This is a genomic window from Nonomuraea dietziae, assembly GCF_014195505.1.
Classification (GTDB): Bacteria; Actinomycetota; Actinomycetes; order Streptosporangiales; family Streptosporangiaceae; genus Nonomuraea; species Nonomuraea roseola.
Genome location: NZ_JACIBV010000001.1, coordinates 5452113 through 5470950, shown reverse-complemented (window position 1 = coordinate 5470950; position 18838 = coordinate 5452113). Strand labels below are relative to the sequence as shown.

Below are 18838 nucleotides of genomic sequence, written 5' to 3'. Positions count from 1 at the left end.
CGAGGCGGCGACTTCGATGATCGGAGCGTGAACGCCACCCTGCGCAGGGCGATGCGGTGGCATCGCCCGCTCATGCTCGTCGCCGCGGTGACCGCGCCCTTCGTCGTGCTCTCCCTCGCCGGACTCGTGTTCGACGACCGCGTCCTGGTCGGCGCGCCCATCTGGCTGAAGCCTCTCAAGTTCGCCGTGTCCATCGTGATCTACGCGGTGACCCTGGCCTGGCTGATGACCTACCTGCCGCGCACCCGGCTCGCCCGCTGGACCGCCACCGCCATCGCCATCCTCCTCGCGATCGAGTACGTCATCATCGTCGGTCAGGTGCTGCGCGGACGCCAGAGCCACTTCAACATCGCCACCCCGCTCGACGCCGTGCTGTGGGGCGCCATGGCAGTGTCGATCACGCTGCTGTGGATCGGGAACCTGGTCCTGGCCTTCTTCGTGATGCGCCGCCGGATCGGCGACGCCGCGGTCACCTGGGCGCTTCGCGCGGGGACGGTCATCTCGCTGGCCGGCATGGCCATCGCGTTCCTCATGGCCAGGCCGACGCCGGAGCAGCGGACGTCCATGAGCGACGGCACCTTCGCGGGGATCGCCGGCAGGCACAGCGTGGGCGTCGTCGACGGCGGGCCGATCATGCCCGTCACCGGATGGAGCACCACAGGCGGCGACCTGCGCATCCCGCACTTCGTCGGCATCCACGCCCTGCAGGCGCTGCCGCTGCTCGCGCTGGCGCTGGCGCTGCTGGCGGCGTGGATCCCGGTGCTGCGTGCCGAGTCCGCGCGCGCCCGCCTGGTGCTGGTCGCCTCGGCCGGGTACGCCGGCCTCACGGGGCTCACGTTGTGGCAGGCCCTGCGCGGCCAGCCGCTGCTCCACCCGGACGGGCCCACCCTGCTGGCAGGCGGCGCGCTGGCGGCCCTCGTCGCGGCGGGCGCGGTCGTCGCGCTCAGGACACTCCCCTCGGGCAGCGAGTGAACAGCGCTCAGCCGCCGCCTTCGGTGGCGGCCTCGCGGCTTGGAGTGGCGATCACGTAGGCGATGGCTTTGTGTCGAAACCTCTTGTGATCAGCCATATGGCCAGCACCAAACTCTGGAGGGCCAGTGGTGCGTTGAGGGCCAGGTAGGGAAGCGCGACGACATCAGCCAGACGAAACAGCACCAGGAAGCTCGCCAGCATGGCTGTTCCGGCCCCGATGAATCCCCACGCGGACAACCAGCGAGGCACGAATCTCGACCGATACAGAATGCGGAAGAACAGCAGATCGCCGAGGCTCAGCGAGATGATCAATGCGACATGATTGACCAGGTCGCGTGCCGTCCGCAGCAGCTCACCCAAGGTCTCCAGGTGGGATGCGCCCAAGGCGTCGGCCTGGGTGAATTCCTGACCCAGCACCAGAAACAAGGGCAGGGAGATCACGCCTATGAGGTGGAACGTCGCCGCGATCAGTCTGAACCCAAGGAAGCCCAGACTGAGCGCTTCGTTCTCCATCCGTAGTAGCGGATACAGGTACAGCGCGAACCCGACATAGGCGGGGATCATGATGAACTGCGAAACTGCGCCGACGATGACCTGGCTCTCATGCGCAGAGATGAGCTCGAGATAGCGGGGGTCCTCGATAACGGGAACAACACTCAGCACGCCGGCGATCATGCCCACGATGACCAGTGCGCCCGCGATTGCGGTGGCTCGCCTGTGTGTGTTCATCACGCCTTGCCCGTAGATGGCGACATCTCTCTTACACCTGTAAGGACAATACCCTTACACTCGTAAGGCTGCAACGGCTCTGCGACAAGTACGAGGTTTGTGCCCGGAGCGTCGGCGCCCCGCCCACCGCTCAGCGGGCGGCGCGTGATGGAGACGGCGGGGGTGTCGTCGTCTTGGAGGGTGGCGGCACGGCGGTCAGCGTGCGAGGCACAGAGCTGCTCCGCGTCGAGGCCACGTCGCTGTATCGCCCCTTCGCAAGGACGCGACCCTTCACGGGACCCCGACGCCGTCTTCGGCGCGATGGAGCCCCCAACGCCAGGCCTCGAGCGGCGGTCAGGGGAGGAGCGACGGGATCTGGTGGAGAAGTGGCAGCGGAGCCGAGCATGCGTGCCTGGTGGACAAGGCGCGGCTGGGCCGGAGACGAGGCCGGTTGATCACCACTCGTCCCAGCCCGACCATGCGTGCCAGGGGCCGACGATCGGATCGAGCCGCTCCACGTCGTCCTCGGGCATCTGGCCGGCCGGGCTCCATACGAAACCTGCCGATGTGCGTACCAGCCAGTCATCGACGCTGAATCGCGCTCCGCCACCAGGCGTTGCCTCTGACCAGCAGACGGGGTAGAGGCCGACCAGTCGGCATTCGTGGGAGTAGGTGCCGCTTCGAGCCACGGTCTGGGCGTGGTCGGTCAGGGCGGAGTGCGACAGCGTGAACCGTACGAGGAATGGGACGTCGGCGGTGATCGCCGCGACGGTGGAGCCGGCGATGATCCATGGCATCAACCAGCGGAGCAAATGCGCGGATACCGCGTTGACGTCAGCTATCAGCGCGGGGATGGCCCGCATGATCCACAGCAGGTAGAGCAAGCCACCCGCGATGAACGCCCAGAGGAACAGCTCGACGTACAAGGACGGCCCACTGGCCCACCACAGGCACACGAGCGCCGCGAGAGAGAACGCCGTGATTAACGGCCACCCGGGCGGCTTGCTGATCACGACGTCACCTTAGCGATCAGATAGGCCACGCCGACAGTCAGTCAGACGGGCTGACAGTTCCTGTGATCTCGCCCGGTGTCCCCAGACGAGTCGCAGGCGGCAGGGGTCCAGCTGTGCCCACGGTTCGGCCAGAAACTCTGAGCGCGGCTCGCGAATGAGCACGGCGGTCACGTGGTCACCGTGGGGTCCGTGATCCTCAGCTCCAGAGGGGGTGTCAGCCGCCGCCCTTGCTGAAGTGCTGGTAGTCCTTGGTGCCTGACCAGGAGCCGCCCCATTCCCAGCCGACGGCGGCGAAGGCCTTCACCACGCGGTCCCCGGGATTGATGACGCCCGGCCTGTCGAGAGGGCGTTCGGTGAACCTGCGGGCGTTGGTGTGGGCGGTGTCGCCCGAGGCGGTGACGTACGGGTTCTCGCGCGGGTTGAGGTCGACGGCCTCGCCGTAGGCGTGCTTGGACCAGCTGCCCGAGCCCGTCGCCTGGCGGCAGTTGAAGGCCGAGGTGTTGTCGGCGTCGATCGAGTCGAAGTCGCTGCCCTTGAAGACGTCCACGAGCTTCATGCTCTTGATCGGGTAACGCCAGCGGTACAGCCGCTGGAAGACGCTGACGATGTCGTCGGTGACGTTCTCGCGCACCACGAGCTCGCCGGTGTGCGCCTTGTCGTCGAAGCCCCAGTAGGTCATCGTGATCAGGCGCAGGTCTCTGTAGTGGACGGGGCAGCCCGGCCGCCACGAGTAGGGCAGCTGGTCGCGCTTGAGCGTGCTCACCTTCGACTCGAAGGCGGGCGGGCCCGTCGGGGTCGGCGTCGGCGGCGTCGGGGCGGGCGTCGGCGTCTGGCTGGACGTCGGGGTGGCCGTGCCGCTCGGCTCGAGGTCGGACGACGCGGTCGGAGCAGGACTGGTGCCGCAGGCGACGACCAGCGACAACACGGCTACGATGGCGCGTTTCACCTGGTCAAGCCTACTCCGTTCTCATGGGACGACGCTCGTGAGGCGACACCCATGGGACGACGTTCGTGAGACGAAGCACAAAAGGCGACGCTCAAGGCGACGCTCATGGGACCACCAGAACCGTACGGCGTGCGCGCCGTACGAGCGCTCGTGCCACGGAGGCGTGCTCGCGCCGTCCTTGCCTGTCTCGAACCGGCCCTCGGGCAGCCGGTTGGCCAACGGTTCCACGGCATGCTCTCAGTGGGAGGGGTCCACCGCGTGGCGGCCCCGGTGGGCCAGCTCGCGCAGCGCGTCGGCCGCGTAGACGACCAGCGTGACGAAGGCGCCTCCGGCGAGCAGGCCGCCGATCCACAGGTCGTTGATCGTGGCGTCGGTCCACTCCTCGCCGCGCGGCTGGTAGCCGACCACGAAGGGGGCGGCGACCAGCCAGAGGCCGCCGACGAACAGCAGGATGAGGGCGGATACGCCCAGCTTGGTCTTCATCGCCTGTGTCCGTTCGTCGTGGTGAGGTCCTCGCGCAACGCCTCGACCAGCGGGGCGAGCATGGTGGCCAGCTCGGCGGAGGAGGCGCCCGTGGGTCCGGGCGCGGGGGCGGGCTCGGGCTCGGGCGCGCGCCGCCGTACGGTGACCAGGCCCCTGGTGACGAGGTTCTCGTAGATGGCGGCGGCGAAGGCCGCCGCGCCTGCCAGACCGATCACGGCCACGCCGAGACCGGTGGAGAACTCCGTGATCGTGGAGGTGGACCAGTCCGCGGACTCGGGCTGGGTGCCCAGGGCGAAGGGCGCGATCATCAGCCACAGCCCGGCGAGCAACGCCAGGACCGCGGCGACGGCGCCCACGAACGTGCGAATCATGGGGTGACTCCTTCGGTGACTCTGTTGACGGCCGGCGTGGCCTGCGCCAGCAGGGCGCGCGAGGTGGGGCGCAGCACGCTGGTGGCCACGGCCCTCGCCCTGTCGCGTTCGGGCAGGTCGTCGGGGGGCGCCATCCGCGCCACGGCCGACACCAGCGCCGAGGGCTCGCCGTTCGCCCGTTCGACGCGCTGGGCGATGAGCTCGAGCAGCAGTCCCGCGAGGACCAGGTCGTCCTTGCTCGGCTGCTTGGGCGGCTCGACGTTCCCGCGCAGGGGCAACTCCTTCAGGAACAGCACGGCGACGAAACCGAGCAGCGCGATCGGCACGCCGACCATGAAGACGGTCTCCAGCCCCCGCGTGAAGGACTCCAGCACGATGCCCCTGATCGGCTCGGGCAGCTGTTGGATGGCCGTGGGGCTGCCCAGCGTGACCGAGCCTCCGCCGCCCGCGGGGCTGATGTGCGCGGCCCTCATGAGCTCGGCCATCTCGTCCTTGAGCCGGTTGGACAGGATCGCGCCGAACGCCGCCACGCCCACCGCGCCGCCCAGTGACCTGAAGAACGACACGCCTGAGGTGGTGGAGGCCATGTCGCGCAGTTCGGAGCCGTTCTGCGCGGCCAGGATGAGCATCTGCATCGACAGGCCGAGGCCGACGCCGAGCACCGCCACGTCCAGGCCGATCAGCCACTTCTCCGAGTCGACGTGCAGGCGCGACAGCAGGAACAGGCCGACGGCCACCAGCAGCAGGCCGAGCACGGGGAAGATCTTCCACTTGCCGGTGTTGGTGACGATCTTTCCCGAGATCACGCCGGACAGGAACAGCGCGAACACCATCGGCAGCGTCATCAGACCCGACGCGGTGGGGCTCATCCCCTTCACGATCTGCAGGTACTGCGGCAGGTAGATCATCGCGCCGAACATCGCCACGCCCACGAACAGCGAGGCCAGGCTGGTCAGCACGAACGTCTTGTTGCGGAAGAGCCTCGGCGGCAGGATCGGGTCGCGCGCGCTGCGCTCGGCGAAGACGGACAGCAGCAGCGACACCACCGCGACGGCGCCGAGGAAGTAGCTCCAGAAGGAGTTCCATGCGAACTCGTGGCCGCCCAGGGTCAGCAGCAGCATCAGCGCGCTGGCGCCGGCCGTGATGGTCGTCGCACCCCAGATGTCGATCGAGGTGTCGCGCTTGACCTTCGGCAGCTTGAGCACCCGCTGGATCACCGCGAACGCCAGCACGGCGAACGGGATGCACACGTAGAAGCACCAGCGCCAGCCGAGCCAGTCGGCGTCGACGATGAACCCGCCGAGCAGCGGCCCCGCCACGGTGGAGATGCCGAAGACCGCGCCCATGTAGCCCGAGTAGCGCCCCCGCTCGCGCGGGGGCACGATGTCGCCGAGGATCACCTGCGACAGCGCCGACAGTCCGCCCACCCCCAGCCCCTGTACGGCACGCGCGGCGATGAGCTGGCCCATGTCCTGGGAGAGCCCGGCCGCGAGCGAGGCGGCGACGAAGAGGCCGAGCGAGACCTGGAAGAGCAGCTTCCTGCCGTACAGGTCGGAGAGCTTGCCCCACAGCGGTGTCGACACGGTCATGGTGAGCATCGTGGCCGAGGCGACCCAGGAGTACTGCTCCTGGCCGCCGAGCTCGCCCACGATCGTCGGCAGCGCCGTACCCACCACGGAGGTCGAGATCATCGAGGTGAGCATCGCCAGCATCAGCCCCGACATGATCTCGAGGATCTCTCTGTGGGAGTACTGCCTGCTTTGTACCATGCCGTGAAGTATACGTGCGTTTACTAGCCGCTCGGCAAGTGAAGCTAGGCTTCAGCCATGGAGGTGCGGCTGCGCGATCGCGAGGCGACCAGGGAGCGCCTGCTCGCGGCGGCGCGGGCGCTGTTCGCCGAGCACGGCTACGAACGGGTGACCGTCCGCATGATCGCCGCGGCGGCCGAGGCGAACATCGCGCTGGTCGGGCGCTACTTCGGCTCCAAGGCGGGGCTGTTCGGCGAGGTGCTGGCGGGCGAGCCGACGGTCCGTCAGGTGCTCGAGGGCGACCTCGAAGGCCTTGCCCGCAGGCTCGGGGAGTACACGGCGCAGCGGATGCGCGCCGAGCCCGACAGCCCGATCCTGCGCACTCTGGAACGATCGGCGGGCGATCCCGAGATCCAGGCCCTGCTGAGCGAGCGCCTCAGGACGGCCGTGGTCAACCCGCTGGCGGCGCGGCTGGAAGGCGACGACGCGATGGCGCGCGCCCGCATGGCCACGGCGGTCTTCCTCGGCGTCGGCTCCGTCCGCAGACTGCTCGGGCCCTCCGACCCCACCCCGGAGGACGTGGACCGGCTGACCGGGCTCTTCGAAGCGTGCCTTCGCGGGCGCGAGTGACGGTTCACACGCCCAGACGCGAGGAGGCGGCCGACGCCTGCGGACCCCGTCCCCCGCCGGCTACCAGATCCACATGCTGTCGGCCCCGTCATCGCGGGGCGCGTGGAAGTGCGCGGCCTCGGGGCCGTGACGACTGCCTTCGTCCAGCGGGACGGTGAGGGTGGCCTCGGGGAAGCGGAGGACGAGGTGCTCGTCGAGGTGAAGGCTGACGGACTGGACCGTTCGCCCGATGAGGGCGCAGAGGGCGTCTCTTGATCCGGGACCTGGAAACACCCAGGTCCGGAGGCCTGTCTGCACACGCGGGTCGGTCAGGGCTCGGAGCCTCGGCCCGTTGAAGTGGAACTCGACGTAGTCCATCACGAAGGCGACCGTGTTCAGCTCCTCGCCTACGAGGCTGATCGGTCCTTCGGGGGCGGGGGTCATGCGTTCATTGTCGGGCGAACGACGTCAGCCCTCGCCGATGAAGCGTTCGCCGGCGGCCTCGATGCGGTGGATCTCGTCACGGAAGAAGCGGGTCAGCTCGGCGCAGGCGGCGGGGTCGACGGGGCCGCCTTCACGTTTGGGCAGGTCGGGGTAGGGGCTGCCGATGACGAAGATGTTCTCGTCGTTGTAGTTGTTGGCCGGTGCGGTGTAGTTGAAGGAGCCGGCGATGACGACGGCGTCGTCGATGGTCATGAGCTTGTGGTGCAGCTTGCCGAAGGCGGGGCTGCGTTTGGGAAAGTACAGCTCGATGTGGGCGCGGTCCAGATCGTGGGTGGCGGCCCAGGTCTGTGCGCCCTGGCCCGGGTCCATGGCGCCGGTGACGGTACGCCTGGCCGCCGCCAGGGCGATCATGGCGTCGTCGATGCCTGAGGAGCCGGAGAAGGTGAAGATCGCGAAATCCACCCGCTGGGTGGCCTTGAGCATCTGCTTCATGATCTCCAGCTCGGGCGCGTGGTCGGGCGCGAACAGCACCTTGACCGGGATGCCGTTGAGGTTGTAGGCCGCGGGGACCTTGCCGTGGGCGCCGCGGCCGAAGTGTCCGGCGCGCATCTGGTTGAACTCGGTGGTGTACTCGCGGCAGATGCGGGCGTCGTGGAAGACGACGACATGGTTGAGGTTGCGGTGGCAGTCGGTCTGGGTGAAGTTCGCCGACCCCGTCAGGATCGCCGACCTCGGCAGAGTGCGCTCGCGGTAGTCGCGGATGATGAACTTCTGGTGGAAGATCGCCGGGTTGTAGTCGGCCTTCACATCGACGTTGCAGCGCAGCAGCGCGCCCACGATCCTGCGATTCGGCTCCAGGCTCCGCGCGCCGGGCTCCTCGCCCCACTGGACGCGCCGGCGGGCGGCGGCCCTCGTCCTCACCCGCCCGTACGGTGACCACCGGCAGCTTGGCCGACTGCAGGTAGTCCTGCTCCAGCACCATGCGGACGCTCACGCCCCGGAAGCGCGCGTCCAGGATGGCCTGGGCGATGGGTTCGGAGTCGAGCTCCTGCACCGCGATGTCCAGCGAGTGCTTCGCCCCGCCGATGAAGTCGATGATCACCTGCTCGAGGTCGTCAGCCGCACCGAGCTCGGTCGGTCCGACGAAGGCCTCGATCTTGCCGCCACCGAATGCTGCCATGGCGTCAGCGTGTCATCACGCGCCGTCGCCTTCAAGGATCACGGCGGGGCTACAGCAGAGAGAGCGCCTTGGCCACGCCGGGATCGCGCCCGGTGGCCAGGTCGAGGGCGGTCATGGGGGCGTGGTGGTCGACCGGGACGCCGATCGTGTCGATGATCTCGCGGGCGGGCCCGAGGTGCCGGACCTTGGGCAGCAGCAGAACGCTGCCGTCGTCGAGGAGGTACCCGTCCGACGGACCTGAGACGGCTCCGGCGGTGCGGGTCCCGACGAGGGTGCCCAGGCCGTGGCCCTTGACGGCCGCGCTGAAGTCCTCGCAGGCCGAGGCGCACCCGCGGTCGGTGAGGACGACCAGGCGCAGGCCGAGCAGCGGGACGCTGTCGTCGGTCCTGTTGGGCGCGCAGTCGCCTTCGAGCGGGCAGAAGTAGCTGGTGACCTTGCCGTGCGCGAACGCGCCGAGCAGCCGCGTCACCTCGCGAGGCGATCCGCCGCCATTGCCGCGCAGGTCGAGGACCACCGCCTTCGGCTTACCCTGCAGCTTGGCGATGACCTGGTCGGCGGCGCCTTCGAAGAATCCGGGCAGTTGGACGTAGGCGACGCCGTCGCCGAGCCTCTTCGAGGTCGCCACCTGGGGCGGCCGCGTGACGGGGCCCTCCTTGAGCTCGACGGTGCGGGTCCGTCCCGTCGTGGGGCGCTTGAGCGTGAGCCGTACCGTGCCGGAGGCGAAGGCGTCGAGGATGCCCTGATTCACTGTGTCCCCGATGAACGCCGGCACGCCGTTGACCTTGACGATGATGTCACCGGCTCTGATGCCGGCCTTGGCGGCGGGGCTACCGGGCAGAACGCGGGTGATGAACAGCGGCGGCCGGGCCGCGGGGTCGAGCTGCGGTCCCTGCTCGGCCGACACGCCCACGATGCCCGTTCCGGTTGGCCCGCCCTGCGGCGGCGGGGCCGGCCTGACCCAGCGGGCGTGGTTGTCGTGCAGCCCCGCGACCATGCCGGTGATCGCGGCTCGTAGCGCGGCGGGGTCGCCGGTGCCGAGGACCTTCGCGAAGGCGGCCCAGTCGGTGTCGCGGTTGCCTGTCAGGGCGGGCAGCTGGAGGTCGGCCCGGTCGGCGCCGCGTCGCATCAGGTCCTGGGTGTAGGCGGCGAGGGCGCTCTTCAGCAGCGCCTTGGGGTCCATGGCGGGGCCGCTGTAGTAGTTGTCCAGCACGCAGAAGTACGCCTGCCGGAGCGTGTTCACCGATGTCGGCGGCGCCGACTGCGGCGGTGGCGCCGTCATGGCGGTGCAGTTCCCGCCCGGGAGGGTCGCGGCCTTCGGCGGGGAGGTCGGGGCCGGCGCGGGCGTGGGCGCGGCCGCGGACAGGGAGCAGGCCGTCAGCAGGACGGCGGCGCAGAGAGCTCTGATCATGACCGCAGCGTGGCCGGAAGGCGATTGCGCCGTCGTTAACGGATCCGTTAACGCCGCTGTTACCGCGATTCGGGTACGAACGTCGGCATGCGGGTTCTGGTGGCGGAGGACGAACACGACCTGGCCGATCTCGTGGCGCTGGGGCTGCGCCGCCACGCCATGGCCGTCGACGTGGTCTACGACGGGGCCGCCGCGGTGGAGCGGCTGGCGGTGCACGACTACGACGTTCTCGTGCTGGATCGGGACCTGCCCGAGATGCACGGCGACCATGTGTGCCGTGAGCTGGTGGCGCGCGGGAGCCGTACGCGGATCCTCATGATGACGGCGGCGACGTCGGTGCCTGAGCGGGTCGCCGGCCTCGGGATGGGGGCCGACGACTACCTGCCCAAACCGTTCGACTACGCCGAGCTGGTCGCCCGCGTGCAGGCGCTGGGGCGGCGCAGCCGGTCGCGGATACCCCCTGAAGCTGCGGCGGCACGGCATCGTGCTCGACACGCACCGGCTGCAGGCGTCGCGGGACGGGCGGCATCTGCACCTGTCACTCAAGGAGTTCGCCGTCCTCGACGTGCTGATGAGGGCGGACGGCGCGGTCGTGAGCGCGGAACGGCTGCTCGAAGAGGCATGGGACGAGAACGCCGACCCCTTCACGACGGTGGTACGGGTCGTGGTCAGCCGCTTACGGGCGAAGCTGGGCGACCCGCCGTGCATCCGGACGGTTCCCGGCGCGGGATACCTGCTGTGACGACGGTCCGGGTACGGCTCACGCTGATCTACTCCGGACTGTTCCTGCTGACCTCCGTCATCCTGCTGGTCACGGTCAACCTGCTGCTGAGCCAGGCGCTGGACAGGCGCATCGCGGGGCTCCCCGTGGCGCCGGTGGCGCCGCTGCCAGGGGTGGCGAACGATCGGCCGCCTCGGCTGCCCGAGCTGGTCGACGAGGTGATCAGCTACCAGTGGGGGGTGACCGCGCTGACGGTCGGGATCCTCGCGCTGGTGTCGGTGGTCGTCGGCTGGCTGGTCGCCGGCCGGATCCTGCGGCCCATCCACCGGATCACCGCCACCGCGCAGCGACTGTCCCTCTCGACCTTGCACGAACGCATCGCGCTCGTCGGGCCGAAGGACGAGCTGAAGGAGCTGGCCGACACCTTCGACGCGATGCTCGACCGCCTCGAACGCTCCGTCGAGGGGCAGCGGCGGTTCATCGCGAACGCGTCCCACGAGCTGCGGACCCCGCTGGCCGTCCAACGAGCGGCGATCGAGATCGGCCTGCCCGAGGACGTCGGCGAGATCCGCGACAAGCTCCTGCTCCACAACCGCCGCACGGAGAGCCTCATCGACGCCCTGCTGGTCCTGGCCCAGGCGGAACACGGCCTGGAGAACAGGGTTCCGGTCGCCCTGGACCAGGTCGTACGGCTGGTCCTGGCCGAGGCAGGCTCGGACGACGTCACCCTGACCACGCGGATCGAACCGTTCGTCGTCGAGGGGGACCCCGTCCTGCTGAACCGGCTCGTCACCAACCTTGTCGACAACGCGGTCCGCTACAACCATCCAGGCGGAACCGTCGAGATGACGCTCACCCACGGCGTTCTGACGGTCGCGAACACCGGCCCGGAGGTGCCGAGGGAGCGGTTCGGCGACCTCTTCGAGCCCTTCAGACGCCTCCATACGACACGGGAGCAGGGCGCCGGGCTGGGGTTGTCGATCGTCTCGTCGATCGCGAAGGCACACGAGGCCGAGGTACGGGCGAGCCCCAATCCGGGGGGCGGATTGGAGGTCGTCGTGGATTTCGCGACGCATCGCCCCTCATACGCCGATATTCAGGTGTGACGCGTCATGCTGATCTGTACCGTGGGAATCGCTTCAGGCGCGAAAGCACCGGTTCCTTCATCTGCCACATGAAACGACCCGGCGCCACTCGATCTCTGAAGCTCACAACTTGACATGCACCTTCCCGGTGCGATGGCAGCAGTTACTTCTTTGGCGAACACCCTGCGGGTGGCGGGCTCGATACCCGCAACACTGCCGCCGACCTTGATCTCGGGAGGGATACAACTTCAGGGCGCGCCCGGTGCGCAGATGAGGGTTACTTCCTTTGGGAGGGTGAGGTCGCGGGTTCAAGTCCCGTCACAGGCTTCGGGCTTGTGTAGCTCAGTCGGCAGAGCGCACGAACAGTCACCTTCGTCGACTTCGATCTCGGGCGCGACTTTCGAACGAGGCCCCTCTCGACCGAACCACGAGAGGGGCCTCGCCGCGTCATGGCGAAGTTCAACAGCACGACCAGCAAGCCTGCGGTGTTCAGCCCGGTCACGACCGAGGCGACACCCTCGGGACGCACCCACGAGGGCGCTCCCGGCTACGTGCGCGACGTCAAGAGCGAACTGTTCCTTCTCGCGGTCTCCAACATGGTCGGCGAGAACACCTTCTACGAGAAGGCCGGCGACCGCGATGACCGCTTCCGCCGTCTCGTCCACCAGGTCGCGGTCGAGGACGTGGAGTGGCTGGCGCGCTTCCTGCCGTGGCTGCGCTCGGAGGCCAACATGCGTTCCGCGCCGCTCGTCGCGGCTCTGGAGGCGGTCAAGGCGCGCCTCGGCGCGGGGGAGCAGGGCCTGAACCGTCAGCTCGTCGGCGGCGTCCTCCAGCGGGCCGACGAGCCGGGCGAGGCGCTCGCCTACTGGACCTCGCGGTACGGCCGCGCCGTACCCAAGCCGGTCAAGCGCGGCATCGCCGACGCCGTCCAGCGGCTGTACAACGAGCGCAACCTGCTCAAGTACGACACCAGCTCGCGCGGCTGGCGGTTCGGCGACGTCATCGACTTCGTCCACCCGTCCCCCGACGCCGGTAAGCCGTGGCAGGGCGCCCTGTTCGAGCACGCCCTGGACCGCCGTCACGACCGCGACAAGCCCGTCCCGACGCAGCTGTCGACGCTGATCGAACGCGAGCGGCTCATGGCGATGCCGGTGGAGGCGCGTCACGCCGTCCTCGCCGCCGAGACCGAGCGTCTCGCGGCTGCCGGCATGACGTGGGAGGCGCTCGCCGGGTGGCTGCAGGGGCCGATGGGCAAGGGCGCGTGGGAGGCGATCATCCCGTCCATGGGCTTCATGGCGCTGCTCAAAAACCTCCGCAACTTCGACGAAGCGGGGGTCTCCGACGAGGTCGCGAGCCAGATCGCCGCCAAGCTGAGCAACCCTGAGGAGGTGGCGCGGTCGCGGCAGCTGCCGTTCCGGTTCTACTCCGCCTACCTCAGCGCGCCCTCCCTGCGGTGGGGCCACGCCCTCGACAAGGCGCTGAGCCTGGCCACGGGCAACGTCCCGGCGTTCGAGGGCCGCACCCTCATCCTGGTGGACACCTCCGCCTCGATGACGGGCAGCCGCGTCTCCGGCCGGTCGTCGGTCACGCCTGCGCAGGCCGCCGCCCTGTTCGGCGTCGTCCTGGCCTCCAAGGGGGGAGCCGACCTGTACGGCTTCGCCGACAGAGTGTTCAAGCACGACCTCGGCAAGGGCGCCTCGGTGCTGAAGGAGCTCAACCGGTTCGTGGGGCGCAGCGGCGAGGTCGGACACGGCACGCAGATCGCCGAGTCGGTCCGCCGTACCTACGACGGCCACGACCGGGTCATCATCCTGTCGGACATGCAGACCATGAACGGCTACGGCGGCGACGTCACCGACGCGGCACCGAAGCACATCCCGATGTACGGCTTCAACCTGGCCGGCTACCAGCACGCGGCCATGCCTGCCGGGTCGGGGAACAGGCACGAACTCGGCGGCTTCTCCGACGCCACCTTCAAGCTGATTCCCCTGCTGGAGGCGGGCCGCAACGCCGACTGGCCGTTCTGACCGGCGAGTCGAGTCACTCGCAGTTCTCGCCGCGATGATGATGTCGAACGCCACACGAGGAGTAGACGCATGGAACAGGCTGTGGACGACTTCTTCGCTAAGTGCGGGCGCCGTAGGCGGAAGCTGGAGCCCATCTGGCGCCCGTGGGTGGAGGCCAGGGTCGCCGAGGACGGGGTCTCCGTACTGGACCGGATCGAGGTCGGCATCCCGCCCTGCCCCGAAGACCAGGCCACACGAGACCGGCTCCACACGATGAGGGCGATGTACGGCCTGAGGCGTCGATGATCCACCCCGCCCTCGACGAACCGTTCGCTCGCGCCTACGTGGTGCGCTGGGAGGTCTGCAGCCACACCTGGCGATAAGCCGTGGCAGGTGGCCGCTGACGAGGGCTCATCGGATCCGCCAGAGGCCCTCGTCCACGCGGATCTCGGGCAGGCCAGGGATCGGCGCTGTGGCCGTGTGGAGCACGGACCGGTCGTCTTCCTCTTCCATCGCGGCGCGAAGACGGCTGCCGTCCGCCAGGGTCACCGTCCACAGCCCTGGCGGTTCGGTGGTGCCGTGCAGCACGTAGGCGCCGAAGTGCGCGGCGAACCTCGCGGCGAACTCACCCCGGCCCACCCGGTCGGCGAGACGTCCCTCGATGCCGACGTCGAAGCGCATCGCGAAATGGCCGTGGACCTGCTGGTAGGTGCAGAAGGCGGCGAAGACCACGTCCTGCGGGACCTCGCGCAGGTCCTCGGCGACCCGGTCGGCGTGGCCGACGAACACCTCGTGCTCGGCGACGCCGAAGCAGTCCAGCAGGAATTCCCGCAGCTCGGCCTCAGGGACGAGGCGGGAGGAAAGGCCGTCGTAGCCCGTGGCCCGTGTCTCCGTCACGAGGACAACGTACTCAGGGCAGCGCCTGGCAGGACGGCGGTCGCCCGTCATGAACCTTTTGCGCGAGGTCCGGTAAGTACGGGTGTTCGCCCACCCGGACCGAAAGGCACCCTATGCCCCAGCCCGCTGCGACCGTCGAGGTCGCCGACGCCGAGTTGATCCGGAGGTCGTGGCAGGAGCCCGAGGCGTTCGCCGCGGTGTTCGACCGCCACGCCCCGCAGCTGCACAGGTACGCGGTGCGGCGGCTCGGACGCGACGCGGCGGAGGACATCGTCTCCGACACCTTCCTCGCCGCGTTCCAGAACCGCCATCGGTACGGCCTGGAGCACACCGACGCCAGGCCATGGCTGTACGGCATCGCCTCCAACGTGATCGGCAAGCGGCGCAGGGACGAGGTCACCCGCTACCGGGCCTACGTGCGCGGGGGCGTGGACCCCGTGGAGATCACCGGCGGCCTCGTCGAGGACAACGTGACGACGCTGACGGTGAACCGGCCGCTGGTCGCCGCGCTGGCAGGGCTGAAGTCCGGCGACCGCGACGTGCTGCTGCTGATCGCGTGGGCGGGGCTGAGCTACGAGGAGGTCGCCCGGGCGCTGGACATCCCCGTGGGCACGGTCCGCTCGCGACTCAACAGGGCCAGGAAGAAGGCCCGTCAAGCACTGGAGAACACCGTATGGAAGGACACCCTCGATGGATGAGATGGACGCGATGAGCCGCGTGTGGGCGGCCACGCCCGAGGGGTCGGCACAGGACCTCGCCGGGTCCCGCGCTCTCATGGAACGCGCCTACGCGGAGGACCGGCACGCGCGGGGGCCGCGCCGGATCCTTGGCAGGGCGGTCAGGAGGCCGGGCCCCATGTTCAAGGGTGTGGCCGTCGTCGCCGCCGCGGCCGCCATGGTCGTGGCGGTCCAACTCGTCCCTGGCACCGCCCTTCCGGCGAGCGCCCAGGAACTGCTCTCGAGGGCGGCCGGCGCCGCCGCGGAGCAGGGCGACCTGCAGCTGAAGCCGGGTCAGTACCTCCACGTGAGGTCAATGGCCACGCGACACATGGCGATCGAGCGCAAGGACGGCACCGGCGCCGACCACGTGACTGTCAAGACCGCTGAGGACAGGTGGGAGCCTGCGGAGCCGGGCAAGCCGTGGCTCGTCAGGGAGGAGCGGAAGGGCGCCACCCCCAACCCGGGCAGCGGTCCCGCCCCCTTCGTGCCGGGGGGCTCCGGCGTCGATGAGAGCGTCTACGAGTCCTCCTGCGACAAGACGCCCGGCGACGAGCTCTCCTACCTGCGGCTCGGCGACTGGCCCACCGACGTGACCGCGCTGCGCGCCAGGATCGAGAAGGTCGCCGCGCAACAGGCAGGACCTCGCCGCTTGCGCCTGTGGCTGACGATCAGCGACCTGATCCAGAAGTCGGCCGCCAGGCCCAGCCTTGCCTCGCCGCTGTTCGAGGTGGCGGCCGGGCTGGAGGGCATCACTCTCATCCCCGACGTGACCGACGCCGCGGGCAGGCAGGGCATGGCCGTCGGCATGGCCGAGGACGAGACCATGCGCTCCGAGCTGGTCTTCGACAAGCAGACCTACCACTACCTCGGCACCCGCTACGTCACCACGAAGGACAAGACACAATCGCCCGGCGGCCACACCTACGTCGTGCCCAAGGGCACCGTCACCGGCTCCGCCCTGCTCGGGGTCGAGGCGGCCGACGCGATGCCCGAGCCGTCACCCGACGCTTCTCGTCTCAAGATTCCCTGCTAGCGAGACATGCCGAGAGACGGCAGCGACCGGTGGCACGGAGGTGACGGAGCCCCGTCCGATCACGCGGGTCGGGCGGGGCTCCGGCGTTTCCGTGACGAGGGACACGACCGGTTCTCCCGAGCGCGCCCCTCGCGGACGTCACTCCACGGTGATCAGCTCGTACGTGCCCTGGTCGGCGTGCATCCGTCCGGTCCGATAGTCGCGCAGCCACGTGACCAGGGCGTACGAGCCCGGCGCGAGATCGGCCCTGATGACGGCGGCGCGCCCAGGCGACATGGGGACCAGGCCGACGGGTCCGCCGGTGAACGGAGACGGCGCCTGACCGCCCTCGCTGACCGCCGTGATGTACGCCCCCACCTGCTCGCGCGTGGTGCCGGGCCGTACAGGGAGCAGGATGGCCTCGTTGTACTGACGCGACCGGTTGACGACGCGGACCGGCCGGCCGGACGGCAGCGTGGCGGGCGCCGTGAAACGGGTGGCGCCCGCGGCGGTGCTGGACAGCACGATCTCGGCCGCGGCCGAGGGCGAGCGATGCGGGAGCCCGGGCAGGACGCGCAGCCTCCGCACCTTGTCGGCCAGGCCCGGTCTGCCCACCTCCTTGAAGTCGATGACGACGTACGCGCCGGGCGCCAGGACGGTGGTGTAGTCGACGACCATGCCGGCTTGTACGGCGGCGCCGCCGTACAACACCATCTCGGCGGACAGCCGCCGGGCTGCGGCGAGCGCGCCCTCACGGTCGGCGTGGTCGAAGGCCCGCTCCACGTCGGCGAGCACGTCGCGCAACGCATGACCCGGCCGGATCCGGACCAGGCCCACGTAGGCGCCCTCCGGGTCGGCCGAGCGGATCCTGAACGTCGTGGCACCGGCGGTCACCGTCGCTGGGCTGTTCAGGCCACTGTCCTCGACCAGGACGTCGACGGCGGGGGTCTCAGAGGTGCCGGCCTGGGCGGGGGCCGCGACGAAGGCAAGGGCCAGGGCAAGGGCGGCAATCATCGGTGTGCGCATGGCCGACAGCCTGGTGAGCGAGCGGGCGCCGCCGCGTCAGCCCTCGGGGGGCACTCGATCGCGGCCTGCGACAACCGGTGAGGTAGGAGCGGCCGCACCGGTTACACCCGCGGGCGTAACCGGTGCGCATCGATCGCCAGGCGTGGTTTGTCGTCGGCGCGGTGCCGATGCTGGTGATCACAGGCTGCTGGTCGAGGACTCAGCCGCCGACCGCATGCCGTCCCTTGCGCCGCTCGACCAGCCGTACGCCCACGAAGACCAGCACGGCCAGCAGCACCGTGGCGATGACCGCGTTGGTGCCCATGCCGACGTAGGTCTCCACCAGCGACCAGTTCTCGCCGAGTGTCCAGCCGGTCAGCACGAAGACGGTGTTCCAGAGCAGGCTCCCGGCCGTGGTCAGGAGCGTGAAGACACCCAGCGGCATGCGCTCCACCCCGGCGGGGACGGAGATCAGGCTGCGGAAGATCGGGATCATCCGGCCGAAGAACACCGTCTTGCGCCCGTGCTTGAGGAACCACGCCTCGGTCTTGGCGATGTCGGAGAGCTTCAGCAGCGGGATCCGGGCGGCCAGCGCCAGCGTGCGCTCGCGGCCGAGCAGGGCGCCCACCCAGTACAGCGCCAGCGCCCCGATCACCGAACCTGCGGTGGTCCACAGCAGCACGGCGACCAGGTCCATCGCTCCCCGGGAGGCGGCGAAACCGGCCAGCGGCAGGATCACCTCGCTGGGGAGAGGCGGGAAGAGGTTCTCCAGCGCGATCGCGATCCCGGCTCCCGGCGCGCCCAGCATTTCCATCAGGTCAATCAGCCATTCCGTCATGCCTCTGAGACTAGAAATGATCAGGCTGTGGCCACCATGAGGCATGTGGCCGTTCAGGGGTGCGGGAAACCACAGCCGCCACCCACGCTGAATCCGGTGAAGGCGGCCTCACGGCTCACTGTGGCGACCTCTGCGGCTCCGCCGCGGGATCCGCGGGTTCCCGGCTGGCGGATATCCGGCTCGAGGCGGGCCCGCGGCGGGACCAGTGACCGACGCGGCTGAGCGTTTCGCTCGACACGAGTTTCCGCGCCGCGCCGGGGAGGTCGCGGAGGCTGAGGGAGTCGAGCCGGCTGGCCGGTCGGCTGACGGGTGTCCAGGCGATGGCCAGCGTTCCGCCCAGCAGGCCCAGGCCCATGCCGATCAGGAAGCCGCCCAGGTTGGAGTAGACGAACGACGCCATGGACAGCAGTATGGCCACCAGGCCGAGGAAGACCCGCTGGCCCGGCTGCAGCCATACCAGCACGCCTGCGATCATCATCACCAGCGCGATCAGGTAGGTCGCCCCCACCGTGCCGAACAGGATCGCCACGGACAGCGCGTCGAGCGTGAACGGGATGGACAGCAGCTCCGCCCCCGCCAGCACGATGAGCAGCCCGCTCCAGAACGGCCTCGAACGCCGCCACGATTTCATGATCTGTCCGTCCGCCGAACCGTCAGAACCCCATCAGAACCC

The 18838-nt window shown here is 69.5% G+C and carries 20 protein-coding genes and 1 pseudogene; 8 read left to right on the top strand and 13 right to left on the bottom strand.

Annotated features, from left to right (window positions below; translation table 11 throughout):
* Nucleotides 1-27: 27 nt before the first annotated feature.
* Entirely contained in the window at nt 28-972 is a 945-nt protein-coding gene (locus FHR33_RS26115) for a hypothetical protein (protein ID WP_312895726.1), read from the top strand.
* Between the two features lie 51 nt (nt 973-1023).
* On the opposite strand, the gene FHR33_RS26110 is transcribed toward FHR33_RS26115, so the two are convergent.
* The 6 genes from FHR33_RS26110 to FHR33_RS26085 form a co-directional block, all read right to left on the bottom strand.
* A complete protein-coding gene (locus tag FHR33_RS26110; RefSeq protein ID WP_183652821.1) occupies nt 1024-1701 on the bottom strand; it encodes a DUF4386 domain-containing protein in 678 nt (225 codons plus the stop codon).
* A 434-nt stretch (nt 1702-2135) separates the two neighbouring features.
* On the bottom strand, nt 2136-2693 hold the full coding sequence (locus FHR33_RS26105; protein ID WP_183652818.1) for a hypothetical protein: 558 nt from the start codon (nt 2691-2693) through the stop codon (nt 2136-2138).
* A gap of 214 nt (nt 2694-2907) precedes the next feature.
* Nucleotides 2908-3639, bottom strand: a complete 732-nt coding sequence (locus FHR33_RS26100) for a M15 family metallopeptidase (protein WP_312895725.1) — start codon at nt 3637-3639, stop codon at nt 2908-2910.
* A 237-nt stretch (nt 3640-3876) separates the two neighbouring features.
* Nucleotides 3877-4122: a hypothetical protein gene (locus tag FHR33_RS26095; protein WP_183652817.1), complete on the bottom strand. Its 246-nt coding sequence runs from the start codon at nt 4120-4122 to the stop codon at nt 3877-3879.
* Nucleotides 4119-4493 (bottom strand): hypothetical protein, encoded by a 375-nt coding sequence (locus FHR33_RS26090; RefSeq protein WP_183652814.1) that lies wholly within the window; start codon nt 4491-4493, stop codon nt 4119-4121. Before FHR33_RS26090 ends, FHR33_RS26095 begins: the two co-directional genes overlap by 4 nt.
* Nucleotides 4490-6262: an MDR family MFS transporter gene (locus FHR33_RS26085; RefSeq protein WP_183652811.1), complete on the bottom strand. Its 1773-nt coding sequence runs from the start codon at nt 6260-6262 to the stop codon at nt 4490-4492. The genes FHR33_RS26090 and FHR33_RS26085 overlap by 4 nt, the downstream gene beginning before the upstream one ends.
* A gap of 57 nt (nt 6263-6319) precedes the next feature.
* Here FHR33_RS26085 and FHR33_RS26080 point away from each other — a divergent pair, with 57 nt between their 5' ends.
* The gene (locus FHR33_RS26080) at nt 6320-6871 is read left to right on the top strand and encodes a TetR family transcriptional regulator (RefSeq protein WP_183652808.1); all 552 of its coding nucleotides are present in this window, start codon (nt 6320-6322) and stop codon (nt 6869-6871) included.
* A 60-nt stretch (nt 6872-6931) separates the two neighbouring features.
* Here the strand turns inward: FHR33_RS26080 and FHR33_RS26075 are convergent, their stop codons facing one another.
* From FHR33_RS26075 to FHR33_RS26065, 3 genes are all read right to left on the bottom strand, one after another.
* Nucleotides 6932-7294, bottom strand: a complete 363-nt coding sequence (locus tag FHR33_RS26075; RefSeq protein ID WP_183652806.1) for a hypothetical protein — start codon at nt 7292-7294, stop codon at nt 6932-6934.
* 24 nt (nt 7295-7318) lie between these two features.
* On the bottom strand, nt 7319-8215 hold the full coding sequence (locus FHR33_RS26070; protein ID WP_183652804.1) for a phospholipase D-like domain-containing protein: 897 nt from the start codon (nt 8213-8215) through the stop codon (nt 7319-7321).
* Nucleotides 8216-8523: 308 nt separating this feature from the next.
* The gene (locus FHR33_RS26065) at nt 8524-9882 is read right to left on the bottom strand and encodes a S41 family peptidase (protein WP_183652802.1); all 1359 of its coding nucleotides are present in this window, start codon (nt 9880-9882) and stop codon (nt 8524-8526) included.
* A gap of 87 nt (nt 9883-9969) precedes the next feature.
* On the opposite strand from FHR33_RS26065, the pseudogene FHR33_RS26060 reads away from it, so the two are divergent.
* The 4 genes and pseudogenes from FHR33_RS26060 to FHR33_RS26045 all read left to right on the top strand — a co-directional run bounded on the left by FHR33_RS26060 (nt 9970) and on the right by FHR33_RS26045 (nt 14000).
* Nucleotides 9970-10624, top strand: a pseudogene (locus FHR33_RS26060) (response regulator transcription factor).
* Nucleotides 10621-11709 (top strand): HAMP domain-containing sensor histidine kinase, encoded by a 1089-nt coding sequence (locus tag FHR33_RS26055; RefSeq protein ID WP_183652800.1) that lies wholly within the window; start codon nt 10621-10623, stop codon nt 11707-11709. The pseudogene FHR33_RS26060 and the gene FHR33_RS26055 overlap by 4 nt, the downstream one beginning before the upstream one ends.
* A gap of 428 nt (nt 11710-12137) precedes the next feature.
* Nucleotides 12138-13715 carry a TROVE domain-containing protein gene (locus FHR33_RS26050; RefSeq protein ID WP_183652798.1) on the top strand — a complete coding sequence of 526 codons (1578 nt, stop codon included), beginning with the start codon at nt 12138-12140 and terminating at the stop codon, nt 13713-13715.
* Between the two features lie 69 nt (nt 13716-13784).
* Nucleotides 13785-14000, top strand: coding sequence for a hypothetical protein (locus FHR33_RS26045; protein WP_183652795.1), 216 nt, complete (start codon nt 13785-13787; stop codon nt 13998-14000).
* A 105-nt stretch (nt 14001-14105) separates the two neighbouring features.
* On the opposite strand, the gene FHR33_RS26040 is transcribed toward FHR33_RS26045, so the two are convergent.
* On the bottom strand, nt 14106-14591 hold the full coding sequence (locus FHR33_RS26040) for a hypothetical protein (RefSeq protein WP_183652792.1): 486 nt from the start codon (nt 14589-14591) through the stop codon (nt 14106-14108).
* Nucleotides 14592-14704: 113 nt separating this feature from the next.
* Between FHR33_RS26040 and FHR33_RS26035 the strand changes: the two genes are divergently transcribed.
* Both FHR33_RS26035 and FHR33_RS26030 read left to right on the top strand, forming a co-directional pair.
* On the top strand, nt 14705-15289 hold the full coding sequence (locus FHR33_RS26035; protein ID WP_183652789.1) for an RNA polymerase sigma factor: 585 nt from the start codon (nt 14705-14707) through the stop codon (nt 15287-15289).
* Nucleotides 15282-16343, top strand: a complete 1062-nt coding sequence (locus tag FHR33_RS26030; RefSeq protein ID WP_183652786.1) for a CU044_5270 family protein — start codon at nt 15282-15284, stop codon at nt 16341-16343. The genes FHR33_RS26035 and FHR33_RS26030 overlap by 8 nt, the downstream gene beginning before the upstream one ends.
* Nucleotides 16344-16481: 138 nt before the next feature.
* On the opposite strand, the gene FHR33_RS26025 is transcribed toward FHR33_RS26030, so the two are convergent.
* The 3 genes from FHR33_RS26025 to FHR33_RS26015 all read right to left on the bottom strand — a co-directional run bounded on the left by FHR33_RS26025 (nt 16482) and on the right by FHR33_RS26015 (nt 18796).
* Nucleotides 16482-17348, bottom strand: a complete 867-nt coding sequence (locus FHR33_RS26025; protein WP_183652783.1) for a hypothetical protein — start codon at nt 17346-17348, stop codon at nt 16482-16484.
* Between the two features lie 199 nt (nt 17349-17547).
* The gene (locus FHR33_RS26020; protein WP_183652781.1) at nt 17548-18165 is read right to left on the bottom strand and encodes a DedA family protein; all 618 of its coding nucleotides are present in this window, start codon (nt 18163-18165) and stop codon (nt 17548-17550) included.
* Nucleotides 18166-18280: 115 nt separating this feature from the next.
* Nucleotides 18281-18796 carry a DUF6114 domain-containing protein gene (locus FHR33_RS26015; protein WP_183652778.1) on the bottom strand — a complete coding sequence of 172 codons (516 nt, stop codon included), beginning with the start codon at nt 18794-18796 and terminating at the stop codon, nt 18281-18283.
* Nucleotides 18797-18838: the final 42 nt, after the last annotated feature.

Coding starts and splice junctions, on each gene's coding strand:
- FHR33_RS26085 (WP_183652811.1), bottom strand. CDS start 6,262: ATGGTACAAAGCAGGCAGTACTCCCACAGAGAGATCCTCGAGATCATG.
- FHR33_RS26045 (WP_183652795.1), top strand. CDS start 13,785: ATGGAACAGGCTGTGGACGACTTCTTCGCTAAGTGCGGGCGCCGTAGG.
- FHR33_RS26095 (WP_183652817.1), bottom strand. CDS start 4,122: ATGAAGACCAAGCTGGGCGTATCCGCCCTCATCCTGCTGTTCGTCGGC.
- FHR33_RS26025 (WP_183652783.1), bottom strand. CDS start 17,348: ATGCGCACACCGATGATTGCCGCCCTTGCCCTGGCCCTTGCCTTCGTC.
- FHR33_RS26035 (WP_183652789.1), top strand. CDS start 14,705: ATGCCCCAGCCCGCTGCGACCGTCGAGGTCGCCGACGCCGAGTTGATC.
- FHR33_RS26090 (WP_183652814.1), bottom strand. CDS start 4,493: ATGATTCGCACGTTCGTGGGCGCCGTCGCCGCGGTCCTGGCGTTGCTC.
- FHR33_RS26080 (WP_183652808.1), top strand. CDS start 6,320: ATGGAGGTGCGGCTGCGCGATCGCGAGGCGACCAGGGAGCGCCTGCTC.
- FHR33_RS26075 (WP_183652806.1), bottom strand. CDS start 7,294: ATGACCCCCGCCCCCGAAGGACCGATCAGCCTCGTAGGCGAGGAGCTG.
- FHR33_RS26110 (WP_183652821.1), bottom strand. CDS start 1,701: ATGAACACACACAGGCGAGCCACCGCAATCGCGGGCGCACTGGTCATC.
- FHR33_RS26020 (WP_183652781.1), bottom strand. CDS start 18,165: ATGACGGAATGGCTGATTGACCTGATGGAAATGCTGGGCGCGCCGGGA.
- FHR33_RS26030 (WP_183652786.1), top strand. CDS start 15,282: ATGGATGAGATGGACGCGATGAGCCGCGTGTGGGCGGCCACGCCCGAG.
- FHR33_RS26050 (WP_183652798.1), top strand. CDS start 12,138: ATGGCGAAGTTCAACAGCACGACCAGCAAGCCTGCGGTGTTCAGCCCG.
- FHR33_RS26065 (WP_183652802.1), bottom strand. CDS start 9,882: ATGATCAGAGCTCTCTGCGCCGCCGTCCTGCTGACGGCCTGCTCCCTG.
- FHR33_RS26015 (WP_183652778.1), bottom strand. CDS start 18,796: ATGAAATCGTGGCGGCGTTCGAGGCCGTTCTGGAGCGGGCTGCTCATC.